Source organism: Pseudomonas sp. zfem003 (assembly GCF_032621675.1).
GTDB lineage: Bacteria > Pseudomonadota > Gammaproteobacteria > Pseudomonadales > Pseudomonadaceae > Metapseudomonas > Metapseudomonas otitidis.
Genome location: NZ_JAVYJG010000013.1, coordinates 204,204 through 221,927, shown reverse-complemented (window position 1 = coordinate 221,927; position 17,724 = coordinate 204,204). Strand labels below are relative to the sequence as shown.

General features: G+C 69.1%; 11 protein-coding genes. 6 read left to right on the top strand and 5 right to left on the bottom strand.

Translation table 11 applies throughout. The features are described from left to right. Positions 1 to 66: 66 nt before the first annotated feature. The 3 genes from RTK35_RS28145 to RTK35_RS28135 all read left to right on the top strand — a co-directional run bounded on the left by RTK35_RS28145 (position 67) and on the right by RTK35_RS28135 (position 3,324). Complete coding sequence (locus RTK35_RS28145; protein WP_044404171.1) at positions 67 to 747, top strand: heavy metal response regulator transcription factor; 681 nt, start codon at positions 67 to 69, stop codon at positions 745 to 747. After that, the gene (locus tag RTK35_RS28140; RefSeq protein WP_410478718.1) at positions 747 to 2,093 is read left to right on the top strand and encodes a heavy metal sensor histidine kinase; all 1,347 of its coding nucleotides are present in this window, start codon (positions 747 to 749) and stop codon (positions 2,091 to 2,093) included. The genes RTK35_RS28145 and RTK35_RS28140 overlap by 1 nt, the downstream gene beginning before the upstream one ends. Positions 2,094 to 2,322: 229 nt before the next feature. Further along, positions 2,323 to 3,324 (top strand): DctP family TRAP transporter solute-binding subunit, encoded by a 1,002-nt coding sequence (locus RTK35_RS28135; protein WP_052807561.1) that lies wholly within the window; start codon positions 2,323 to 2,325, stop codon positions 3,322 to 3,324. Between the two features lie 246 nt (positions 3,325 to 3,570). On the opposite strand, the gene RTK35_RS28130 is transcribed toward RTK35_RS28135, so the two are convergent. Genes RTK35_RS28130 through RTK35_RS28115 form a run of 4 tightly spaced genes read right to left on the bottom strand, consistent with a single transcriptional unit; the run spans position 3,571 to position 12,575 of the window. Then, positions 3,571 to 5,061, bottom strand: a complete 1,491-nt coding sequence (locus RTK35_RS28130) for an efflux transporter outer membrane subunit (protein ID WP_316909523.1) — start codon at positions 5,059 to 5,061, stop codon at positions 3,571 to 3,573. After that, positions 5,058 to 8,165, bottom strand: coding sequence for an efflux RND transporter permease subunit (locus RTK35_RS28125; protein ID WP_316909522.1), 3,108 nt, complete (start codon positions 8,163 to 8,165; stop codon positions 5,058 to 5,060). The genes RTK35_RS28130 and RTK35_RS28125 overlap by 4 nt, the downstream gene beginning before the upstream one ends. 37 nt (positions 8,166 to 8,202) lie before the next feature. Continuing rightward, positions 8,203 to 11,298, bottom strand: a complete 3,096-nt coding sequence (locus RTK35_RS28120; RefSeq protein WP_316909521.1) for an MdtB/MuxB family multidrug efflux RND transporter permease subunit — start codon at positions 11,296 to 11,298, stop codon at positions 8,203 to 8,205. Beyond that, complete coding sequence (locus RTK35_RS28115) at positions 11,295 to 12,575, bottom strand: MdtA/MuxA family multidrug efflux RND transporter periplasmic adaptor subunit (protein ID WP_316909520.1); 1,281 nt, start codon at positions 12,573 to 12,575, stop codon at positions 11,295 to 11,297. Before RTK35_RS28115 ends, RTK35_RS28120 begins: the two co-directional genes overlap by 4 nt. Positions 12,576 to 12,812: 237 nt before the next feature. Between RTK35_RS28115 and RTK35_RS28110 the strand changes: the two genes are divergently transcribed. Next, positions 12,813 to 14,243: a TldD/PmbA family protein gene (locus tag RTK35_RS28110; protein WP_316909519.1), complete on the top strand. Its 1,431-nt coding sequence runs from the start codon at positions 12,813 to 12,815 to the stop codon at positions 14,241 to 14,243. Further along, positions 14,243 to 15,583, top strand: a complete 1,341-nt coding sequence (locus tag RTK35_RS28105; RefSeq protein WP_316909518.1) for a TldD/PmbA family protein — start codon at positions 14,243 to 14,245, stop codon at positions 15,581 to 15,583. The genes RTK35_RS28110 and RTK35_RS28105 overlap by 1 nt, the downstream gene beginning before the upstream one ends. Positions 15,584 to 15,617: 34 nt before the next feature. Here the strand turns inward: RTK35_RS28105 and RTK35_RS28100 are convergent, their stop codons facing one another. Continuing rightward, positions 15,618 to 16,661, bottom strand: a complete 1,044-nt coding sequence (locus tag RTK35_RS28100) for an amidohydrolase family protein (protein ID WP_410478719.1) — start codon at positions 16,659 to 16,661, stop codon at positions 15,618 to 15,620. A 102-nt stretch (positions 16,662 to 16,763) separates the two neighbouring features. Here RTK35_RS28100 and RTK35_RS28095 point away from each other — a divergent pair, with 102 nt between their 5' ends. Further along, a complete protein-coding gene (locus RTK35_RS28095) occupies positions 16,764 to 17,720 on the top strand; it encodes a hypothetical protein (protein ID WP_316909516.1) in 957 nt (318 codons plus the stop codon). Positions 17,721 to 17,724: the final 4 nt, after the last annotated feature.

Below are 17,724 nucleotides of genomic sequence, written 5' to 3'. Positions count from 1 at the left end.
TTGTCAGCCAGGCCCACCGCGCCGTCCCGGCACGGTATAAAGGAACCCCCACGACACAGGCCCGCCATGAAACTGCTCATCGTCGAAGACGAACCCAAGACCGGTCAGTACCTGCGCCAGGGGCTGGGCGAAGCCGGCTTCCTGGTCGACCTGGCCAGCGACGGCATCGCCGGCCAGCACCTGGCGCTGACCGGCGACCACGACCTGATCATCCTCGACGTGATGCTCCCCGGCCGCGACGGCTGGCAGGTGCTGCGCACCCTGCGCGAAGCCGGCCTGGAGACGCCCGTGCTGTTCCTCACCGCCCGCGATGCTGTCGAGGACCGCGTACGCGGCCTGGAGCTGGGCGCCGACGACTACCTGGTCAAGCCCTTCGCCTTCGCCGAACTGCTGGCGCGGGTGCGCACCCTGTTGCGCCGAGGCACCACCGGCCAGCAGGACACCAGCCTGCAACTGGCGGACCTGCGCCTCGACCTGCTGCGCCGCCGGGTGGAACGCGGCGGCCAGCGCATCGACCTCACCGCCAAGGAGTTCGCCCTGCTGGAGCTGCTGCTGCGGCGCCAGGGCGAAGTGCTGCCCAAATCGCTGATCGCCTCCCAGGTCTGGGACATGAACTTCGACAGCGACACCAACGTCATCGAAGTCGCCATCCGCCGCCTGCGGGCCAAGGTGGACGACGCCTGGCCCACCCGCCTGATCCACACCGTGCGCGGCATGGGCTACGTGCTCGAGGCGCGAGACGCCTGATGCGCCTGTCCCTCGGCGCCCGCCTCAGCCTGCTGTTCGCCGCAGCCACCGCCAGCGTCTCGCTTATCGCCGGCGCCCTGTTCGACCGGGCCAGCGAAGCGCACTTCCTCGAACTGGATAACCAGTTGCTGGCCAGCCGCGCCGAAGCCCTGCGCAGCCTGCTCGGCCCGGTGGGCAGCGCCGAAGCCCTCGCCGCGCGGGAAGACGACCTGCACGCCGAGCTGCAACGCCAGCCCGACCTCGCCCTGCGCATCCTCGGCCCCCAGGGCGAGCTGTGGTTCGACAGCCAGGCCGTTGCCGCCCACGCCCAGCATGGCGAAACCGCCTGGCGTGCCTACGGCACCGAGCTGCTCCCCGGCCAAGCCGACAGCCCGCGCCTGGACCTGCGGCTGGACATCACCCACCACCAGCACTTCCTCGAACGCATGCAGCGGCTGATCTGGCTCACCGTCGGCCTCAGCGCCCTGGCCACCGCACTGCTCGGTGCCTGGGCCGTGCGCAGCGGCCTGCGCCCCCTGCGGCAGATGGCCGAGGTGGCCGCCGGCATCTCCGCCCACTCCCTCACCACCCGCCTCGACCCGGCCAGCGTGCCGGCCGAGCTGAGCGACCTGGTGAGCGCCTTCAACGCCATGCTGGCGCGCCTGGAAGACGCCTTCCAGCGGCTCTCCGCCTTCTCCGGCGACATCGCCCACGAGCTGCGCACCCCGCTATCCAACCTGCTGACCCAGACCCAGGTCACCCTCGCCCAGCCCCGCGACCTGGCCACCTACCGCGAAGCCCTGCACTCCAACCTGGAAGAGCTGCAGCACCTGGCGCAGATGGTCAACGACATGCTGTTCCTGGCCAAGGCCGAGCACGGCCTGCTCACCACCCGCCGCGAGCCCCTGGTACTGGCCGACGAGCTGGAGGCACTGGCCGAGTTCTTCGCCCCCCTGGCCGAGGAAGGCGGCATCCACCTCACCTGCTCCGGCAACGGCCAGCTGGAGGGCGACCGCGCCATGCTGCGCCGCGCCCTCTCCAACCTGCTGGACAACGCCCTGCGCTTCACCCCGGCCGGCGGCGCCATCGAACTCAGCGCCCATCCCGCCGGCCATGCGCTGCGCCTGGAGGTGGCCAACCAGGGCCCGGCCATCCCCGCCGAACTGCAACTGCGCCTGTTCGACCGCTTCTTCCGCGCCGACCCGGCCCGCCGCGAAGGCCAGGCCGAGCATGCCGGGCTCGGCCTGGCCATCACCCGCTCCATCGTCCGCGCCCACGGCGGCGAAGTCCGCTGCGTGAGCGCGGACGGCTGGACACGCTTCCAGATGGACTTCCCCGTCACAACCACGACCGCATCGCAGAACTGAGCAGTGCTACCCCTCGTAGCAGCGTCTACTCTGGGATAATCGCCGGTCGGCGAAGGACTGCCTGGCCCTGCCACACCCTGCCGAACCGTCACCTCCCGGCCATGTACCGGACGGGGCGATACCATGAGAACCGCGCCTGTCGGAGCTGCCACGAGCGGCGCCGTCCAGCCGGCATTGTCCGCATGTCGCGGCCACCTACTGTCTGCCCAGAACAAGAAAGGCACACACCATGATCAAGAAGTACATCGCTGCCCTGACCTGCGCGCTTACCCTCGCCAGCGGCCACGCCCTCGCGGCGGAAACCGGCCCCATCACCATCCGCTTCTCCCATGTCGTCGCCGACGACACCCCGAAGGGCCAGGGCGCCTTGCTGTTCAAGCAGTTGGTGGAGAAACGCCTGCCCGGCCTGGTGAAGGTCGAGGTCTACCCCAACTCCACGTTGTTCGGCGATGCCGACGAGCTGCAGGCCCTGCAGGACGGCAAGGTGGACATGCTCGCCCCCTCCCTGGCCAAGTTCGACCAGTACACCAAGCAGCTGCAGCTGTTCGACCTGCCCTTCCTGTTCGATGACCAGGACGCGGTCAACCGCTTCCAGAAGCGTGCCAAGGGCCGCCAGCTGCTGCGCGCCATGGAAGACAAGAACATCATCGGCCTGGCTTTCTGGCACAACGGCATGAAGCAGCTTTCCGCCAACCGCCCGCTGCACACCCCGGCGGATGCCAAGGGCCTGGCCTTCCGCATCCAGGCATCCAACGTGCTGGAGTCGCAGTTCGCCCAGATCGGTGCCAAGGCCGTGCCCATGCCCTTCGCCCAGACCTTCGACGCGCTCAAGGGTGGCCAGGTGCAGGGCACCGAGAACACCTGGTCGAACTTCGCCAGCCAGAACCTCGACACCGTGCAGCCCTACATCATCGAGACCAACCACGGCGCCCTGGACTACATGCTGGTGAGCAACTCGCGCTTCTGGTTCGCCATTCCGCACCAGACCCGCACCGAGCTGGAAGCCATCATCGACGAGGTCACCTTCGCCGTGAACAACGCCGCCGCCCAGCAGAACCAGGCGGACCGCCAGCGCATCCAGGCGGCCGGCAAGGCCCAGATCATCACCCTCACCCCCGAGGAACGTGCAGCCTGGCGTGCCGCCATGAAGCCGGTCTGGGACCAGTACACCCCCGACATCGGCGAAGACATCGTCAAGGCCGCCCAGGTGGTCAACCGCAAGTCCCGCTGATCCCCTCGCCCGGCCGGCGCTCGCCGCGCCGGGCCTCCCCCGCTGCCCATCCCTCGGCAGCGCCCGATTTACCCCCGTCCCCCACCAGACAGCACGCAGGCCGTAGGCTCTGTACGAAAAGTCGTCGAGCGAAGGTCAGGCAAGGCGAAAACGCTCGAAGAAGCGCAGTTTACGTGCTGTAAATGAGCATTCTGAGAGCGTTTTCAACGCAGCATCACCGATGCGCAGGCACTTGTCGTACAAAGCCTAGCGGGTCGGCAGGTCCTTATCATCCGCATCCACCTGCTCCAGCCCGGCGCGATCCCAGCCACCGCCCATGGCGGCGATGAGCTGCACACTGGCGGTGAGGCGGCTGCCGGTGAGGGTGAGCACGCTGCGCTCATTGGACAGCGCCGTGGCCTGGCTGCTGACCACGCTGCTGTAGTCCTGCGTGCCGGCCTTGTACTGGTTGCTGACCAGGCGCAGGGCCTCGCGGGCAGCGTCCAGCGCCTGCTGCTGCACCCCGCTCTCCTCTTCCAGCACGGCCAGTTGCACCAGGTAGTCCTCCACCTCGCGGAAGCTGGTGAGCACGGTCTGCCGGTAGGTGGCGACGGTCTGGTCGTAGCTGGCCTCGGCCTGCTCCACCTGGGAGCGGATGCGGCCGCCATCGAACAGGTTGAGGGCGAACTCGGGGCCGATGGACCAGAAGCGGTTGGGCGTGGTGATCCAGTCGTGCAGGCTGCTGGTGCGGTAGCCGCCGCTGGCGGTGAGGTTGAGGCTCGGGTAGTACGCGGCCTTGGCCACGCCGATCTGGGCGTTGGCAGCCATAACCTTGCGCTCGGCCGAGGCCACGTCGGGGCGGCGCTCCAGCAACTGGCTCGGCACCAGGGCCGGGACCGCCGGCAGGCTGGGGATGCCCTCCACCTCCGCCAGGCTGAAGGCCGACGGCGGCTCGCCGATCAGCACCGCGATGGCGTTCTCCAGCTGCGCCCGCTGGTATTTCAGGTCGATGGCCTGGGCCTCGGTGCTTCTCAGCTGGGTGGTGGCCTGGGCCACGTCGGCGCGGGTGACGATGCCGGCGCGGAACTGGTTCTCGGTGAGCTTCAGGGCCCGTTTGTAGGCCTCGACGGTGGCGTCCAGCAGGCGCTTCTGGGCGTCGAGCACGCGCAACTGCAGGTAGCTCTGCGCCAGCTGCGACTGCTGGCTGAGGCGCACGGCCGCCAGGTCGGCGGCGCTGGCCTGGAGGCTGGCGTCGTCCGCCTCCAGCTGGCGGCGCAGCTTGCCCCACAGGTCCAGCTCCCAGCTCACGCCCAGGGTGGCGCTGTAGCTGTTGGAGATGGCGCCGCTGCCCCCGCCGCTGTTGACGGTGGAGCCGTCGGACAGGCGCACGGTGCTGCTGCCGCCGCCCTGGCCGGAGCGGGTCTTGCTGGCGTTGGCGTTCACCGAGGGGAAGAACGAGGCACTCGCACCACGGGCCAGCGCCTGGGCCTGGCGGTACTGGGCGACGGACTGGGCGAGGGTCTGGTTGGAACGCTCCAGGCGCTGCTGCAGGTCGTTCAGCATCGGGTCGTTGTACAGCTCCCACCAAGCGCCACGGGCCAGGGTGTCGGCTGGCGCGGCGGCCTTCCAGCCCTCCACGTGCTTGAACTGGGCAGCGCTGGCTGCGTCCGGGCGCTGGTAGTCGGGGCCCACAGCGCAGCCGGCCAGGGCGACCGCAAAGGCCAGGGCCGGGAACAGAAGGCGGGCATGGGGGTTCATAGCGGTGTCTCCAGCGAAGCGTCGGTGCGCACGCCGCGCCAGCGGTTGAAGCGATGGCGCAGGCGGTCGAGGTACAGGTAGACCACGGGGGTGGTGTAGAGGGTGAGGATCTGGCTCAGCACCAGGCCGCCGATGATGGTCACGCCCAGCGGCTGGCGCATCTCCGCGCCCTCGGCGCCGCCGATCAGCAACGGCACGGCACCGAGGATGGCCGCCAGGGTGGTCATCAGGATCGGCCGCAGGCGCAGCAGGCAGGCGCGGTGGATCGACTCCGCCGGCGACAGGCCGTCGTTGCGCTCCAGTTGCAGCGCCAGGTCGATCATCAGGATGGCGTTCTTCTTGACGATGCCGATGAGCAGGAACAGCCCCAGCAGCGAGATCAGGCTGAACTCGCCGCCCAGCAGCTGGATGGTCAGCAGCGCGCCCACCCCCGCCGACGGCAGCGTCGAGAGGATGGTCAGCGGGTGGATGTAGCTCTCGTAGAGAATGCCCAGCACCAGGTACACCAGCAGCAGCGCAGCGAGGATCATCCACGGCTGGTTCTGCTGGCTGCTGGCGAAGGCGTCGGCGGTGCCGCCCAGGCGCGCGATCACGCTGCTGGGCATGCCGATGGCCGCCACCGCCCGTTCGATGGCCACGGTGGCCTGGTCCAGGCTCACCCCCGGCGCCAGGTCGAAGGAGATGCTCTCCGAGGCGAACTGGCCCTCGTGGTTGACCCGGTCGTTCTCCAGGCTGCGCTCGTAGCGGGCGATGGCCGAGAGCGGCACGCGCTGGCCGTCGGCGGTGATCACCTGTACCTGCTCCAGGGTCGACGGGTCCTGGGCGTACTTCGGGTTCACCTCCATCACCACCTGGTACTGGTTGAGGGTGTCGTAGATGGTGGAGATCTGCCGCTGGCTGTAGGCGTTGTTGAGCACCGTGGTGACCATCGCCATGTCGATGCCCAGGCGCTTGGCCGCGTCCCGGTCCACCTTCAGGGTCACCTGCTGGGCGCCCTCGCCTTCCCGCGCGTCAATGGCGGTCAGCTCAGGCAGGGATTTCAACGCGTCGGTCACCTTGGGCAGCCAGGTGCGCAGGTCGGCCAGCTCGCCGGCCTGCAGCACGTACTCGTACTGGGAGCTGCGCTGCTCGCGGGAGCCGCCGGTCATGATGTCCTGGTCGGCCATCAGCATCAGCCGGCCGCCGGGCACCTGGGGCATTTCCTTGCGCAGCCGCTCGATCACCTTCTGGGCAGAAAGCTGGCGCTCCTTGATCGGCTTCAGCCGCACGATCATGAAGGCGTTGTTGATGCCGCCGCTGCCACCGATGAAACCGGCCACGCTCTCCACCGCCGGGTCCTTGAGCACCGCGCGGCGGAAGGTTTCCATCTTCGGCTGCATCACGCTGAACGACAGGCCGTCATCACCCCGTATGAAGCCGATCAACTGGCCGGTGTCCTGCTGCGGCAGGAAGGTCTTGGGCACGATCACGTAGAGCGCGACGTTGAGGCCGATGGTCACCAGCAGGCTGGCCAGGGTCAGGCGTGGGTGGCGCAGGGCCCAGCCGAGGCTCACGTCATAGAGCCGCGTCATGTGCTCGTGGATGGCCTCGCTCCAGCGTTGCATGCGGCTGTCGGCATTCGGCACGTGGGGCTTGAGCCAGCGCGCGCAGAGCATCGGCGTGAGAGTCAGCGACACCAGCAGCGACACCAGGATGGCCGCCGTCAGGGTCAGGGAGAACTCGCGGAACATGCGGTCGATGATGCCGCCCATGAACAGGATGGAGACGAACACCACCACCAGCGACAGGTTCATCGACAGCAGGGTGAAGCCCACCTCGCGGGTGCCCTGCAGCGCTGCCTTGAACGGCGGCATGCCCTCGTTGATGTGCCGGGCGATGTTCTCCAGCACCACGATGGCGTCGTCCACCACCAGCCCGGCGGCGAGGATCAGCGCCATCAGCGACAGCACGTTGAGGGAGAAGCCGCACAGGTACATCACCGCGAAGGTGCCCACCAGTGACACCGGCACCGCCAGCGCCGGGATCAGTGAGGCGCGCAGGCTGCCGAGGAACAGGTAGACGACCAGTATCACCAGCGCCACGGCGATCAGCAGGGTGCGCTCGGCCTCGTGCAGGGTCGCGCGGATCACCGGTGAGCGGTCCATCGCCAGGTTCAGCTTGACGCTGGCCGGCAGCACCGCCTGCAGGCTCGGCAACTGCGCTTTGATGCTTTCGATGGTCTCGATGATGTTGGCGCCGGCCTGGCGGTTGATCACCAGCAGCACCGCGTCCTGGTCATTGAAGAAGCCGCTGTTGTAACGGTCCTCCACGGCGTCGCGCACCTTGGCCACATCGCCCAGGCGCAGGGCCGCGCCGTCCTGGTAGCGGAGGATCAGCGGCGCATAGTCGGCAGCCTTCTCCAACTGGTCGCTGGCGCCCACCTGCCAGTGGCGCTCGGCGTCTTCCACCGCGCCCTTGGGGCGGCGCTGGTTGGCGGCGGCGATGGTCTTGCGCACGTCATCCAGGGCGATGCCGTACTGGTTGAGCAACTGCGGCTCCAGCTCCACCCGCACCGCCGGCAGCGAACTGCCGCCGATCTGCACCTCGCCCACGCCCTTAACCTGGGACAGGCTCTGGGCCAGGATGGTCGAGGCCAGGTCGTACAGCTGGCCCTTCTCCAGCACATCGGAGGTCAGCGACAGCACCATGATTGGCGCCTGGGAGGGGTTGACCTTCTTGTAGGTGGGCATGCTGCGCATGCCGCTGGGCAGCAGGTTGCGCGAGGCGTTGATGGCCGCCTGCACGTCGCGGGCGGCGCCGTTGATGTCCCGGTCCAGGTCGAACTGGATGATGATCCGCGTCGAGCCCTGGCTGGTGCGGCTGGTCATCTGGGTGATGCCCGAAAGCGTGCCCAGGGAGCGCTCCAGCGGCGTGGTGACGCTGGAGGCCATGATCTCCGGGCTGGCACCGGGCAGGCTGGCCTGCACGGTGATCACCGGGAAGTCCATCTGCGGCAACGGCGAGACCGGCAACAGGCCGAAGCTCACCCCGCCCAGCAGCATGATCGCCAGGCTCAGCAGCAGGGTCGCCACCGGCCGGCGGATGAAGGGAGCGGACAGGTTCACGACGCCGCTCCGGCCGGGGCAGCCGGCACGAGGCGCATCATGCCGCCACCCCTGCCGCGCTGCGGCCGGTGAAGCGCCGCGAGAGGCGGTCGAAGAACAGGTAGATGACCGGCGTGGTGAACAGCGTCAGCACCTGGCTCACCAGCAGGCCACCCACCATCACCAGGCCCAGGGGCTGGCGCAGCTCCGCGCCGGAACCGCTGGCGAGCATCAGCGGCACGGCGCCGAACAGCGCGGCCAGGGTGGTCATCAGGATCGGCCGGAAGCGCAGCAGCGCCGCCTGGTAGATGGCCTCCTCCGGCGCCATGCCCTGGTGGCGCTCGGCCTCCAGGGCGAAGTCGATCATCATGATTGCGTTCTTCTTGACGATGCCGATCAGCAGGATGATGCCGATGATGGCGATCAGCCCCAGGTCATTGCCCGACAGCAGCAGCGCCGCCAGGGCGCCGACGCCGGCCGAGGGCAGCGTGGAGAGGATGGTCACCGGGTGGATGTAGCTCTCGTAGAGCACGCCGAGGACGATGTACATGGTCACCACCGCCGCCAGGATCAGCAGCAGCGTGCTCGACAGCGAGGCCTCGAAGGCCGCCGCCGCACCCTGGAAGCGGGTCTGGATGCCTTCCGGCAGGCCGATTTCCTGCTGCACCCGCTCGATCACCTGCACCGCCTCGCCCAGGGCCACGCCCGGCGCCAGGTTGAAGGAGAGGTTCACCGCCGGGAACTGGCTGATGTGGTTCACCACCAGGGACGACTGGCGCTCCTGGATGCGCGCCAGGGCCGCGAGCGGTACCTGCACGCCGTCGGTGCCGGCCACCCGCAGCTGCTCCAGGGCCTTGGGCCCGATGCGATCACCGGTGGCGGACTCCAGCACCACGCGGTACTGGCTGGCCTGGGTGAAGATGGTGGAGATCTGCCGCTGGCCGAAGGCGTCGTAGAGCGCATCGGTGATGGCCGAGACCTCCACACCCAGGCGCCCAGCCATGTCGCGGTCGATGTCCAGGTACACCTGCAGGCCCTTGTCCTGCAGGTCGCTGGCCACGTCGGACAGCTCCGCCTGCTGGCGCAAGGCGTCCACCAGCTTGCCGGTCCACTCGCGCAGCAGCTCGGCGTCCGGGGACTCCATGCTGAACTGGAACTGGGTACGGCTGACCCGGTCCTCGATGGTCAGGTCCTGCACCGGCTGCAGGTACAGGCGGATGCCCACCAGCCGCTCCAGCTGCGGCTGCAGGCGCTGGATCACCTCGCTGGCGGTGACGTCGCGCTCGCCGTGGGGCTTTAGGTTGATCAGCATGCGCCCGCTGTTGAGGGTGACGTTGTCGCCGTCGACGCCGATGTAGGAGGTCAGGCTGGCCACCGCCGGGTCCTTGAGGATCACCTCGGCCGCCTGCTGCTGGCGCTCGCCCATGGCGCGGAACGACACCGACTGCGGCGCCTCGGTGATGCCCTGGATGACGCCGGTATCCTGCACCGGGAAGAAGCCCTTGGGCACCGCCAGGTACAGCACCACGGTCAGCGCCAGGGTGCCCAGGGCCACCAGCAGGGTCAGCACCTGGTGGCGCAGCACCCAGCGCAGGCCATGGGAATAGCGCTCGATCATGCCGTCGATGAAGGCGCCGCTGGCGCGGTAGAAGCGGCCCTGCTCCTTCTCCTCCGGCTCGGGCTTGAGCAGCCGCGCGCACATCATCGGCGTCAGGGTCAGCGACACCACCAGGGAGATCAGGATGGCCACCGCCAGGGTGATGGCGAACTCGCGGAACAGCCGCCCCACCACGTCGGCCATGAACAGCAGCGGGATCAGCACCGCGATCAGCGAGAAGGTCAGGGAGATCAGGGTGAAGCCGATCTGCCGGGCGCCCTTGAGCGCAGCCTCCAGCGGCGTGGCGCCCTCCTCCAGGTGGCGGGCGATGTTCTCCAGCATGACGATGGCGTCGTCCACCACAAAGCCGGTGGCGATGGTCAGGGCCATCAGCGTCAGGTTGTTCACCGAGAAGCCGGCCAGGTACATCACCCCGAAGGTGCCCACCAGGGACAGCGGCACGGCGATGGACGGGATCAGCGTGGCGCTGAAGCGGCGCAGGAACAGGAAGGTCACCATCACCACCAGGGCGATGGCCAGCATCAGCTCATGCTGCACGTCGCGCACCGAGGCGCGGATGGTCTGGGTGCGGTCGGTCAGCACCATCACGTCCAGGCCCGCCGGCAGGTTGGCGGTCATCTTCGGCAGCAGCTCCTGGATGCGGTCCACCACCTCGATGACGTTGGCGCCGGGCTGGCGCTGGATGTTCAGCAGCACGGCCTGGTTCTGGTTGGCCCAGGCGGCCAGGCGCTCGTTCTCGGCGCCTTCGACGATGGTGGCCACGTCCTTCAGGCGCAGCGCCGCACCGTTCTTGTAGGCGAGGATCAGGTTGGCGTACTCGTCCGCCGACTTCAGCTGGTCGTTGGCATCCAGCATGGAGGTGCGCGTCGGGCCGTCGAAGTTGCCCTTGGGCTGGTTGACGTTGGACGCGGTGATCAGCGAACGCACGCTGGAGAGGTTCAGGCCGTTGGCCGCAAGTGCCTCCGGGTTGACCTTGATGCGCACCGCCTGGCGCTGGCCGCCGGCGATGCTGACCATGCCGACGCCGCTGATCTGCGACAGCTTCTGCGCCATGCGCGTGTCCACCAGGGTGTGCAGCTGCGGCAGCGGCAAGGTGCGCGACATCACCGCCACGGTCAGCACCGGGGTGTCGGCGGGGTTGACCTTGTTGTAGACCGGCGGCGCCGGCAGGTCATTGGGCAGCAGGTTGGTGGCGGCGTTGATGGCCGCCTGCACTTCCTGCTCGGCCACGTCCAGCTGCACGTCCAGGTTGAAGCGCAGGGTGATCACCGAAGCGCCGCCGGAACTGGTGGAGGACATCTGGTCCAGCCCCGGCATCTGCCCGAACTGGCGCTCCAGCGGCGCGGTCACGGCGCTGGTCATCACGTCCGGGCTGGCACCCGGGTAGAGCGTCATCACGCGGATGGTCGGGTAGTCCACCTCCGGCAGCGCCGACACCGGCAGCAGGCGGTAGGCGATCAGGCCGGCCAGCAGGATCGCCAGCATGCTCAGCGTGGTGGCGACCGGCCGCAGGATGAACAGGCGGGAGATGTTCATACGCCCTGTTCAGCCTTGCCGCCCTGCTCGCCCTTGTCGGCGCCCTGCAATTGCTCGCTCGGCGCGGCCGGCACGGCATCGCTGTCGTGCACCACTTCCACTTCGCTGCCGTCGCGCAGGCGGTCGGTGCCTTCCAGCACCACCCGCTCGCCGGCCTTGAGGCCGCTGCGGATTACCGTGCGCTCGCCGTCGCTGGGGCCGGCTTCGAGCTTCTGCACCCGCACCTTCTTCTCACCGTCCAGCACGTAGGCGAAGGTGCCCTGGCTGCCGAACTGCACCGCGGCCGAGGGCACCAGCACGGCCTGGGCCAGGGTGTCGGCCAGCAGGCGCACGTTGACGAACTGGTTGGGGAACAGGGTCTCGCTGTCGTTGGCGAAGCGCGCCTTGAACTTCAGGGTGCCGGTGGTGGTGTCGATCTGGTTGTCCAGGCTCTGCAGCACGCCCTCGGCCTGCTTCAGGGTGTCGCCCCGGTCCCAGGCCTCCACCGGCATCGCCTGGCCGCTGCGGAAGCGGCTGACCACGCCGGGCAACTGGTTCTCCGGCAGGGTGAAGGTGACGCTGATGGGGCGGTTCTGGGTGATCACCACCAGCGGCGTGGTGTCGCCGGTGCCGACCTGGTTGCCCAGGTCCACCTGGCGCAGGCCGACGCGACCGGCCACCGGCGCGCGCACCTGGGTGAAGCTGAGGTTCAGCTTGGCCTCGGCGACGGCGGCCTGGTTGGCCTTGACCGTACCCTTGTACTGGCCCACCAGCGCTTCCTGGGTGTCCAGGGTCTGCTTGGCGATGCTGTCCTCGGCGTACAGGCCACGGTAGCGGGCCAGGTCGATCTCGGCGTTCTTCAGCTGCGCCTGGCTCTGCAAGAGCGTGCCTTCGGCCTGCTGCAGGGCGACCTCGTAGGGGCGCGGGTCGATCACCGCCAGCAGGTCGCCGGCCTTGACCTGCTGGCCTTCCTCGAAGGCCAGCTTGACCACCTCGCCGCTGACGCGAGCCTTGACGTTCACCGTGTTCAGCGCGGTGACCGTGCCGAGGGCCTTGTAGTAGACGGGGAAGTCACCCTGGGCGGCGGCGGCCACGCGCACCGGCACCGGGCCGCTGAACGGGCCGAAGCCCGGGCGCGCCATGCCGGCCGCTCCCGGACGGGTGCGGGGCTCCTCGGCCTTGTGGCCAGAGGCGGCGGGCCACAGCCACCAGATCAGCGCCACCAGGGCGAACAGGCAGACGAGGATGAGCGGCCAGCGCCGGGCGGGACGAGCGTGCGGGTCTTGGATCGAGGGCATGATTCTGCGGTCGGTTCGTGCGAGAGCGTGCACGATAAGCACTCGGCGGGGCCAGGCAAAGCCTCTTTACCGCCTATTTACCCATTCCTGACTCCAGCGAAGTCGCGCCCTTGAGCGATGACGGCCCTCGGCGACCCACCGTGCAAATGTCACAACACCTTTCCGCCCCCGTTCTTGTCCATCCGCGCGTGCCGCGCGACCATGCGCGCTCGCCTTTCCGCTTCCTGGGAGTGCCCCGTGTTCGAACGACTCAAGCAGCAGTTCTCCACCCTGCGCAGCCGCGCCGATTTCCACGCCCTGCGCATCGTCCGCCAGAGCGGTGAGCACTGCCAGGTACGGCGCAACGTCGCCGAGCCGCCGTTCTTCTCCAGCGACCTGGGCGCCATGCTCAGCGTGCGCATCGGCGGCGTCGAAGCCTATGCCGCCACCAGCGACCTCAGCACCGCCGGCCTGCAGCGCGCCCTCGACCTGGCCGAAGCGCGCGCCCGGCTGATCGCCCCGTACAACCTGGTCGACGCCCGCGTCGCGCCGCCCCAGGGCCACGCCGACTACCGCTCCCCCGGCCTCGACCGGCCGCTGCCCGGCATCGCCGAGCGCATCGAACTGCTGCGCGAGGAGTCCGCCGCGGTGCCCGCCGACCCGCGCCTGGTCAACTGGACCCTGCTGCTCAGCGTCGACCGCCACGAGCAGCTCTACCTCAATAGCGCCGGCGCCGAGCACTGGCAGGAACTGCAATTCGTCTACCCCGGCGCCAGCGTCACCGCCTTCGACGGCCACGACAGCCAGACCCGCAGCTTCGGCGGCTACCACGGCGGCCAGCAGGGTGGCGCCGAGGTCATCCAGCGGCTCGGGCTGCGCGGCGCGGCCCCGCGCGTGGCCGACGAGGCGCTGCAGCTGCTGCTGGCGCCCAACACCCCGGAAGGTCCGCGCGACCTGCTGCTGATGCCCGAGCAGATGATGCTGCAGATCCACGAATCCATCGGCCACCCGCTGGAGCTGGACCGCATCCTCGGCGACGAGCGCAACTACGCCGGCACCAGCTTCATCCGCCAGGAAGACTTCGGCCACTACCAGTACGGCTCGGCGCTGCTCAACGTCAGCTTCGACCCGGGCATCCCCGAGGAACTGGCCAGCTACGGCCACGACGACGACGGCAGCGCCGCGCAAAAAACCCTGCTGATCGAGAAGGGCCTGCTCCTGCGCCCCCTCGGCGGCGCTCTCTCGCAGCAACGCAGCGGCCTGCCGGGCGTCGCCAACAGCCGCGCCTGCAGCTGGAACCGCGCGCCCATCGACCGCATGGCCAACCTCAACATCGAGCCCGGCGACCAGCGCCTGGAGCAGCTGATCGGCGGCATCGAGCGCGGCATCCTGATGACCACCAACCGCTCCTGGTCCATCGACGACGCGCGCAACAAGTTCCAGTTCGGCTGCGAATGGGGTCAGCTCATCGAAAACGGCGAGCTCAAGGGGGTGGTGAAGAACCCCAACTACCGGGGCATCTCCGCCAGCTTCTGGCGCAGCCTCGCGGCAGTGGGCGACGCCAGCACCTTCGAAGTGCTCGGCACGCCCTTCTGCGGCAAGGGCGAGCCCAACCAGGTGGTGCGGGTGGGCCATGCCTCCCCCGCCTGCGTATTCAGCCAGGTCGACGTATTCGGAGGTGCCGCCTGATGAGCATCCAGATCGACGCCCGCGAAGCCGGCTTCGCCGCCCTCGCCGACGCCCTGCGCCAGGCCATGCGCCCCGGCGAGGACTTCACCCTGTGGTACAGCGCCGAGGCCTCCGACTTCATCCGCTTCAACCACGCCCGCGTGCGCCAGGCCGGCCACGTGTCCCAGGCCGGGGCCACCCTGCAGCTGATCGCCGCCGAGCGCCAGGCGCAGATGGCCGTCACCCTCTCCGGCCAGCCGGACGAAGACCGCCAGCGCCTGGCCGACGGCCTGGAACGCCTGCGCGCGGTGATCGGCCAGTTGCCGCCCGATCCCTACCTGATGCCCGACCGCACGCCCTGGCAGCGGCGCCACGTCGACACCCAGCCGCTGCCCGACCCGGCCGCCGTGCTGCCCTGCATCAGCGCCGCCGCCGAAGGCCTGGACCTGGTCGGCATCTATGCCGCCGGCCCGCTCTACCGGGGCTTTACCAACAGCTGGGGCGCCTTCGGCTGGCACAGCGCCCACTGCTTCAACTTCGACTTCAGCCTGTTCCACGCCAACGGCCAGGCGGTGAAGGCCGACTACGCCGGCCAGGGCTGGAACGACGACGAATTCCATCGCCGCTTCGCCGCCGCCCGCGCCCAGTTGGAGCACCTGGGCAAGCCGCTGCGCGTGCTGGCACCCGGCGGCTACCGCGCCTACATCGCCCCGGCGGCGCTGGAGGAGATCACCGGCATGCTCTGCTGGGGCGGCTTCTCCGCCCGCGCCCTGGCGACCAAGGAAAGCCCGCTGCAACGCCTGGACGGCGACGGCGCCCGCTTCAGCCCGCTGCTGGGCCTGCACGAGCAGGTGGCCGGTGCCCTGTCCCCGGCCTTCACCGCCGAAGGCTCGCCGCGCAGCGATGTCGCCCTCATCGAACAAGGGCGCCTCACCGGTCGCCTGGTGGGTTCGCGCAGCGCCCGGGAATACGGCCTGGCCGGCAACGGCGCCAGCGGCGACGAGAGCCCCCAGGCCCTGGTGATGGACGCCGGCACCCTGCCCGAGGCGGACGCCCTCGCCGCCCTCGGCACCGGCCTCTACATCGGCAACCTCTGGTACCTGAACTGGTCCGACCTGCCCGCCGCCCGCATCACCGGCATGACCCGCTTCGCCACCTTCTGGGTGGAGGACGGCCACATCCAGGCGCCGGTCAGCACCATGCGCTTCGACGACAGCCTCTTCGACCTCTTCGGCGAGCAGCTCGAAGCCCTCACCGCCGAACGCCAGCTGCGCCTCTCCGCCAGCACCTACGGCGAACGCCAGACCCTCTCCTCCCTGCTCCCCGGCGCCCTGGTCAAGCGCCTGCAGCTCACCCTGTGAGCCCCCCGGCCCAGGCGCCCTGGGCCGGGCCGGCTCAGTCGGCCGCGCCCTTGGCCGGGCGCACGTGGCGCGGCAGCACGGCGAGGAAGTTGTCCCGTGCCACCTGGCGCGCCACCGCCTCGGGCAAGGCGTCAAGGAAGGGGTCGTAGGCGCTCAGGTACTCGCCCAGGCCGTCGAAGCGGCCGACCACGTCGGAGCCGAGCATGAAGCGCTCGGGGTAGCGCTTCACCAGCGCCACCCACTGCGGGTCGGCGCGGCCGTCCCGGTCCAGCAGGTAGGGCTGCAGCACCGTCCAGGACAGGTCGACATAAAGGTTCGGGTAACTCTCCAGCAGGCGCTCCAGGGTCGGCAGGAGGAAGTCCAGCTTCGTCTGGTGGCGGTGGATCTCCTTGCTGGTGCCGGCGTGAGCCCAGATGAAGCGCACATGGGGGTGGTTGCGCAGCGGCTCTTCCAGTTCCGCCAGGTACAGCGGGTTGCGCTCGCGCTTGGAGGTGATGTTGGAGTGCAGCATCACCGGCAGGTCGTATTCGGCGGCCAGGTGGTAGACGCGGGCCATGGCCTCGTTGTTGGCCCGTGGCGTGTCGCCGTCGATCAGGGCGGTGAGGTCGTCGTGGCGGGTGAACACCTCGCCGATCCCCTGCCACAGCCCCGGGTCCAGCTCCAGCATCCGGCGGATGTGGGCATCGGCGTTCTTGTCGTTGGGGTTGAAGCCGCTGAGGAAGGGATGGAAGCGCCCGCGTTGCGCCTCCGGCAGGCGCTTCACCGCATCGGCCACCAGCACGTCGGTGGCGCTGTACCAGTAGGCGCCGGCATCGTCGCCGGCGTAGTAGCGCGGGCGCTTGGGCTCGTCCTCGTGCCACTTCTTGGCCACCGGCACGCCGGCAATCATCACGTGGTCGATGGCGCCCTTGTCCATGGCCTCAAGCAGCGGGCGCATGCCGTCGCTTTCCTGAAAGAAGTCCACGTAATGCAGGTGCGCGTCGCTGTAGTGGTAATCACGCGCCTTCGCCGCCAGTGCGCAGAACGCCAGCAGCGTGGCCAGGCAGGTTCGGGTCAGGGGCAAGGCAAAGTCCTCCAGGGTGCTTGCCGAGGTAGACCCGCGCTTCGCTTGCCGGGTTCAGAGAATGATCTGACCGGATTTACGGATTATGCTTGCCCAGCTGCCACGAGAGCCTTCGCCATGAAACGCTGCCTCCCGCTGCTTCTCGCCTGTGTTGCCTGCACCGTCGGCGCCGCCGAGCGCCTGGTCTACCCGATGCATTCCCACGGTGCCGACCCGGAGGCATACGTGGTCGAGCTGCTGCGGCTGGCCCTGGACCACAGCGGCGGCGACTACCGCCTGGAGCCCAGCCTCGAACCGGTGCCGCAGTCCCGCGCCCAGTACTCCCTGGAGCAGAACGACGGCAACTTCCAGGTGATGTGGGCCATGACCACGCGGGAGCGCGAAGCGGTGCTCGCGCCCATCCGCATCCCCATCTACAAGGGCCTGATCGGCTGGCGCGTCCCGCTGGTACGGGCAGACCAGGCCCAGCGCCTGGCCAGCATCAACAGCCTGGACGACCTCAAGACGCTGCGCATCGGCCAGCGCCATGACTGGCCCGACACCGCCATCCTGCGTGCCAACGGCCTGACCGTGCTCACCTCGCCGAGCTACGAAGGCCTGTTCCGCATGCTCCAGGCCAAGCGCTTCGAGCTGTTCCCACGCGAGGTGGTGGTGGCCTGGGACGAGGAGCAGCGAGCCCGCGAGCAGGGGCTCGACCTTGTCGTCGACGAGCACTTGGTGCTGCACTACCCCACCGCCCTCTATTTCTTCACCTCGAAGGCGCGCCCAGACCTCACGGCTGCCCTCGAGCTCGGGCTGGAGCGGGCCATTGCCGATGGCAGCTTCGAGAAGCTGTTCCAGCGCCGCCACGGCGAGAGCATCCGCCGCGCCCGCCTGGACCAGCGCCGGGTGATCGAACTGCAGAACCCCGACCTGCCCGACACGGCGCCCCTCGGCCGCGCGGAGCTCTGGTACGACCCGCTGGCGCGCCCGGCCAGCCCCCGCAACGCCATGGACGGAAAATCCCGGGAACACCCGGCCCGCTTGCAGGCTCCAAACACCACGCCCCCCGTGCACACGCCGGGAGCCCCATGAACCC

Bases quoted from the DNA above. Each gene is read 5' to 3' on its own strand.
- RTK35_RS28145 (WP_044404171.1), top strand. From the start codon at position 67: ATGAAACTGCTCATCGTCGAAGACGAACCCAAGACCGGTCAGTACCTG.
- RTK35_RS28140 (WP_410478718.1), top strand. From the start codon at position 747: ATGCGCCTGTCCCTCGGCGCCCGCCTCAGCCTGCTGTTCGCCGCAGCC.
- RTK35_RS28135 (WP_052807561.1), top strand. From the start codon at position 2,323: ATGATCAAGAAGTACATCGCTGCCCTGACCTGCGCGCTTACCCTCGCC.
- RTK35_RS28130 (WP_316909523.1), bottom strand. From the start codon at position 5,061: ATGAACCCCCATGCCCGCCTTCTGTTCCCGGCCCTGGCCTTTGCGGTC.
- RTK35_RS28120 (WP_316909521.1), bottom strand. From the start codon at position 11,298: ATGAACATCTCCCGCCTGTTCATCCTGCGGCCGGTCGCCACCACGCTG.
- RTK35_RS28115 (WP_316909520.1), bottom strand. From the start codon at position 12,575: ATGCCCTCGATCCAAGACCCGCACGCTCGTCCCGCCCGGCGCTGGCCG.
- RTK35_RS28105 (WP_316909518.1), top strand. From the start codon at position 14,243: ATGAGCATCCAGATCGACGCCCGCGAAGCCGGCTTCGCCGCCCTCGCC.
- RTK35_RS28095 (WP_316909516.1), top strand. From the start codon at position 16,764: ATGAAACGCTGCCTCCCGCTGCTTCTCGCCTGTGTTGCCTGCACCGTC.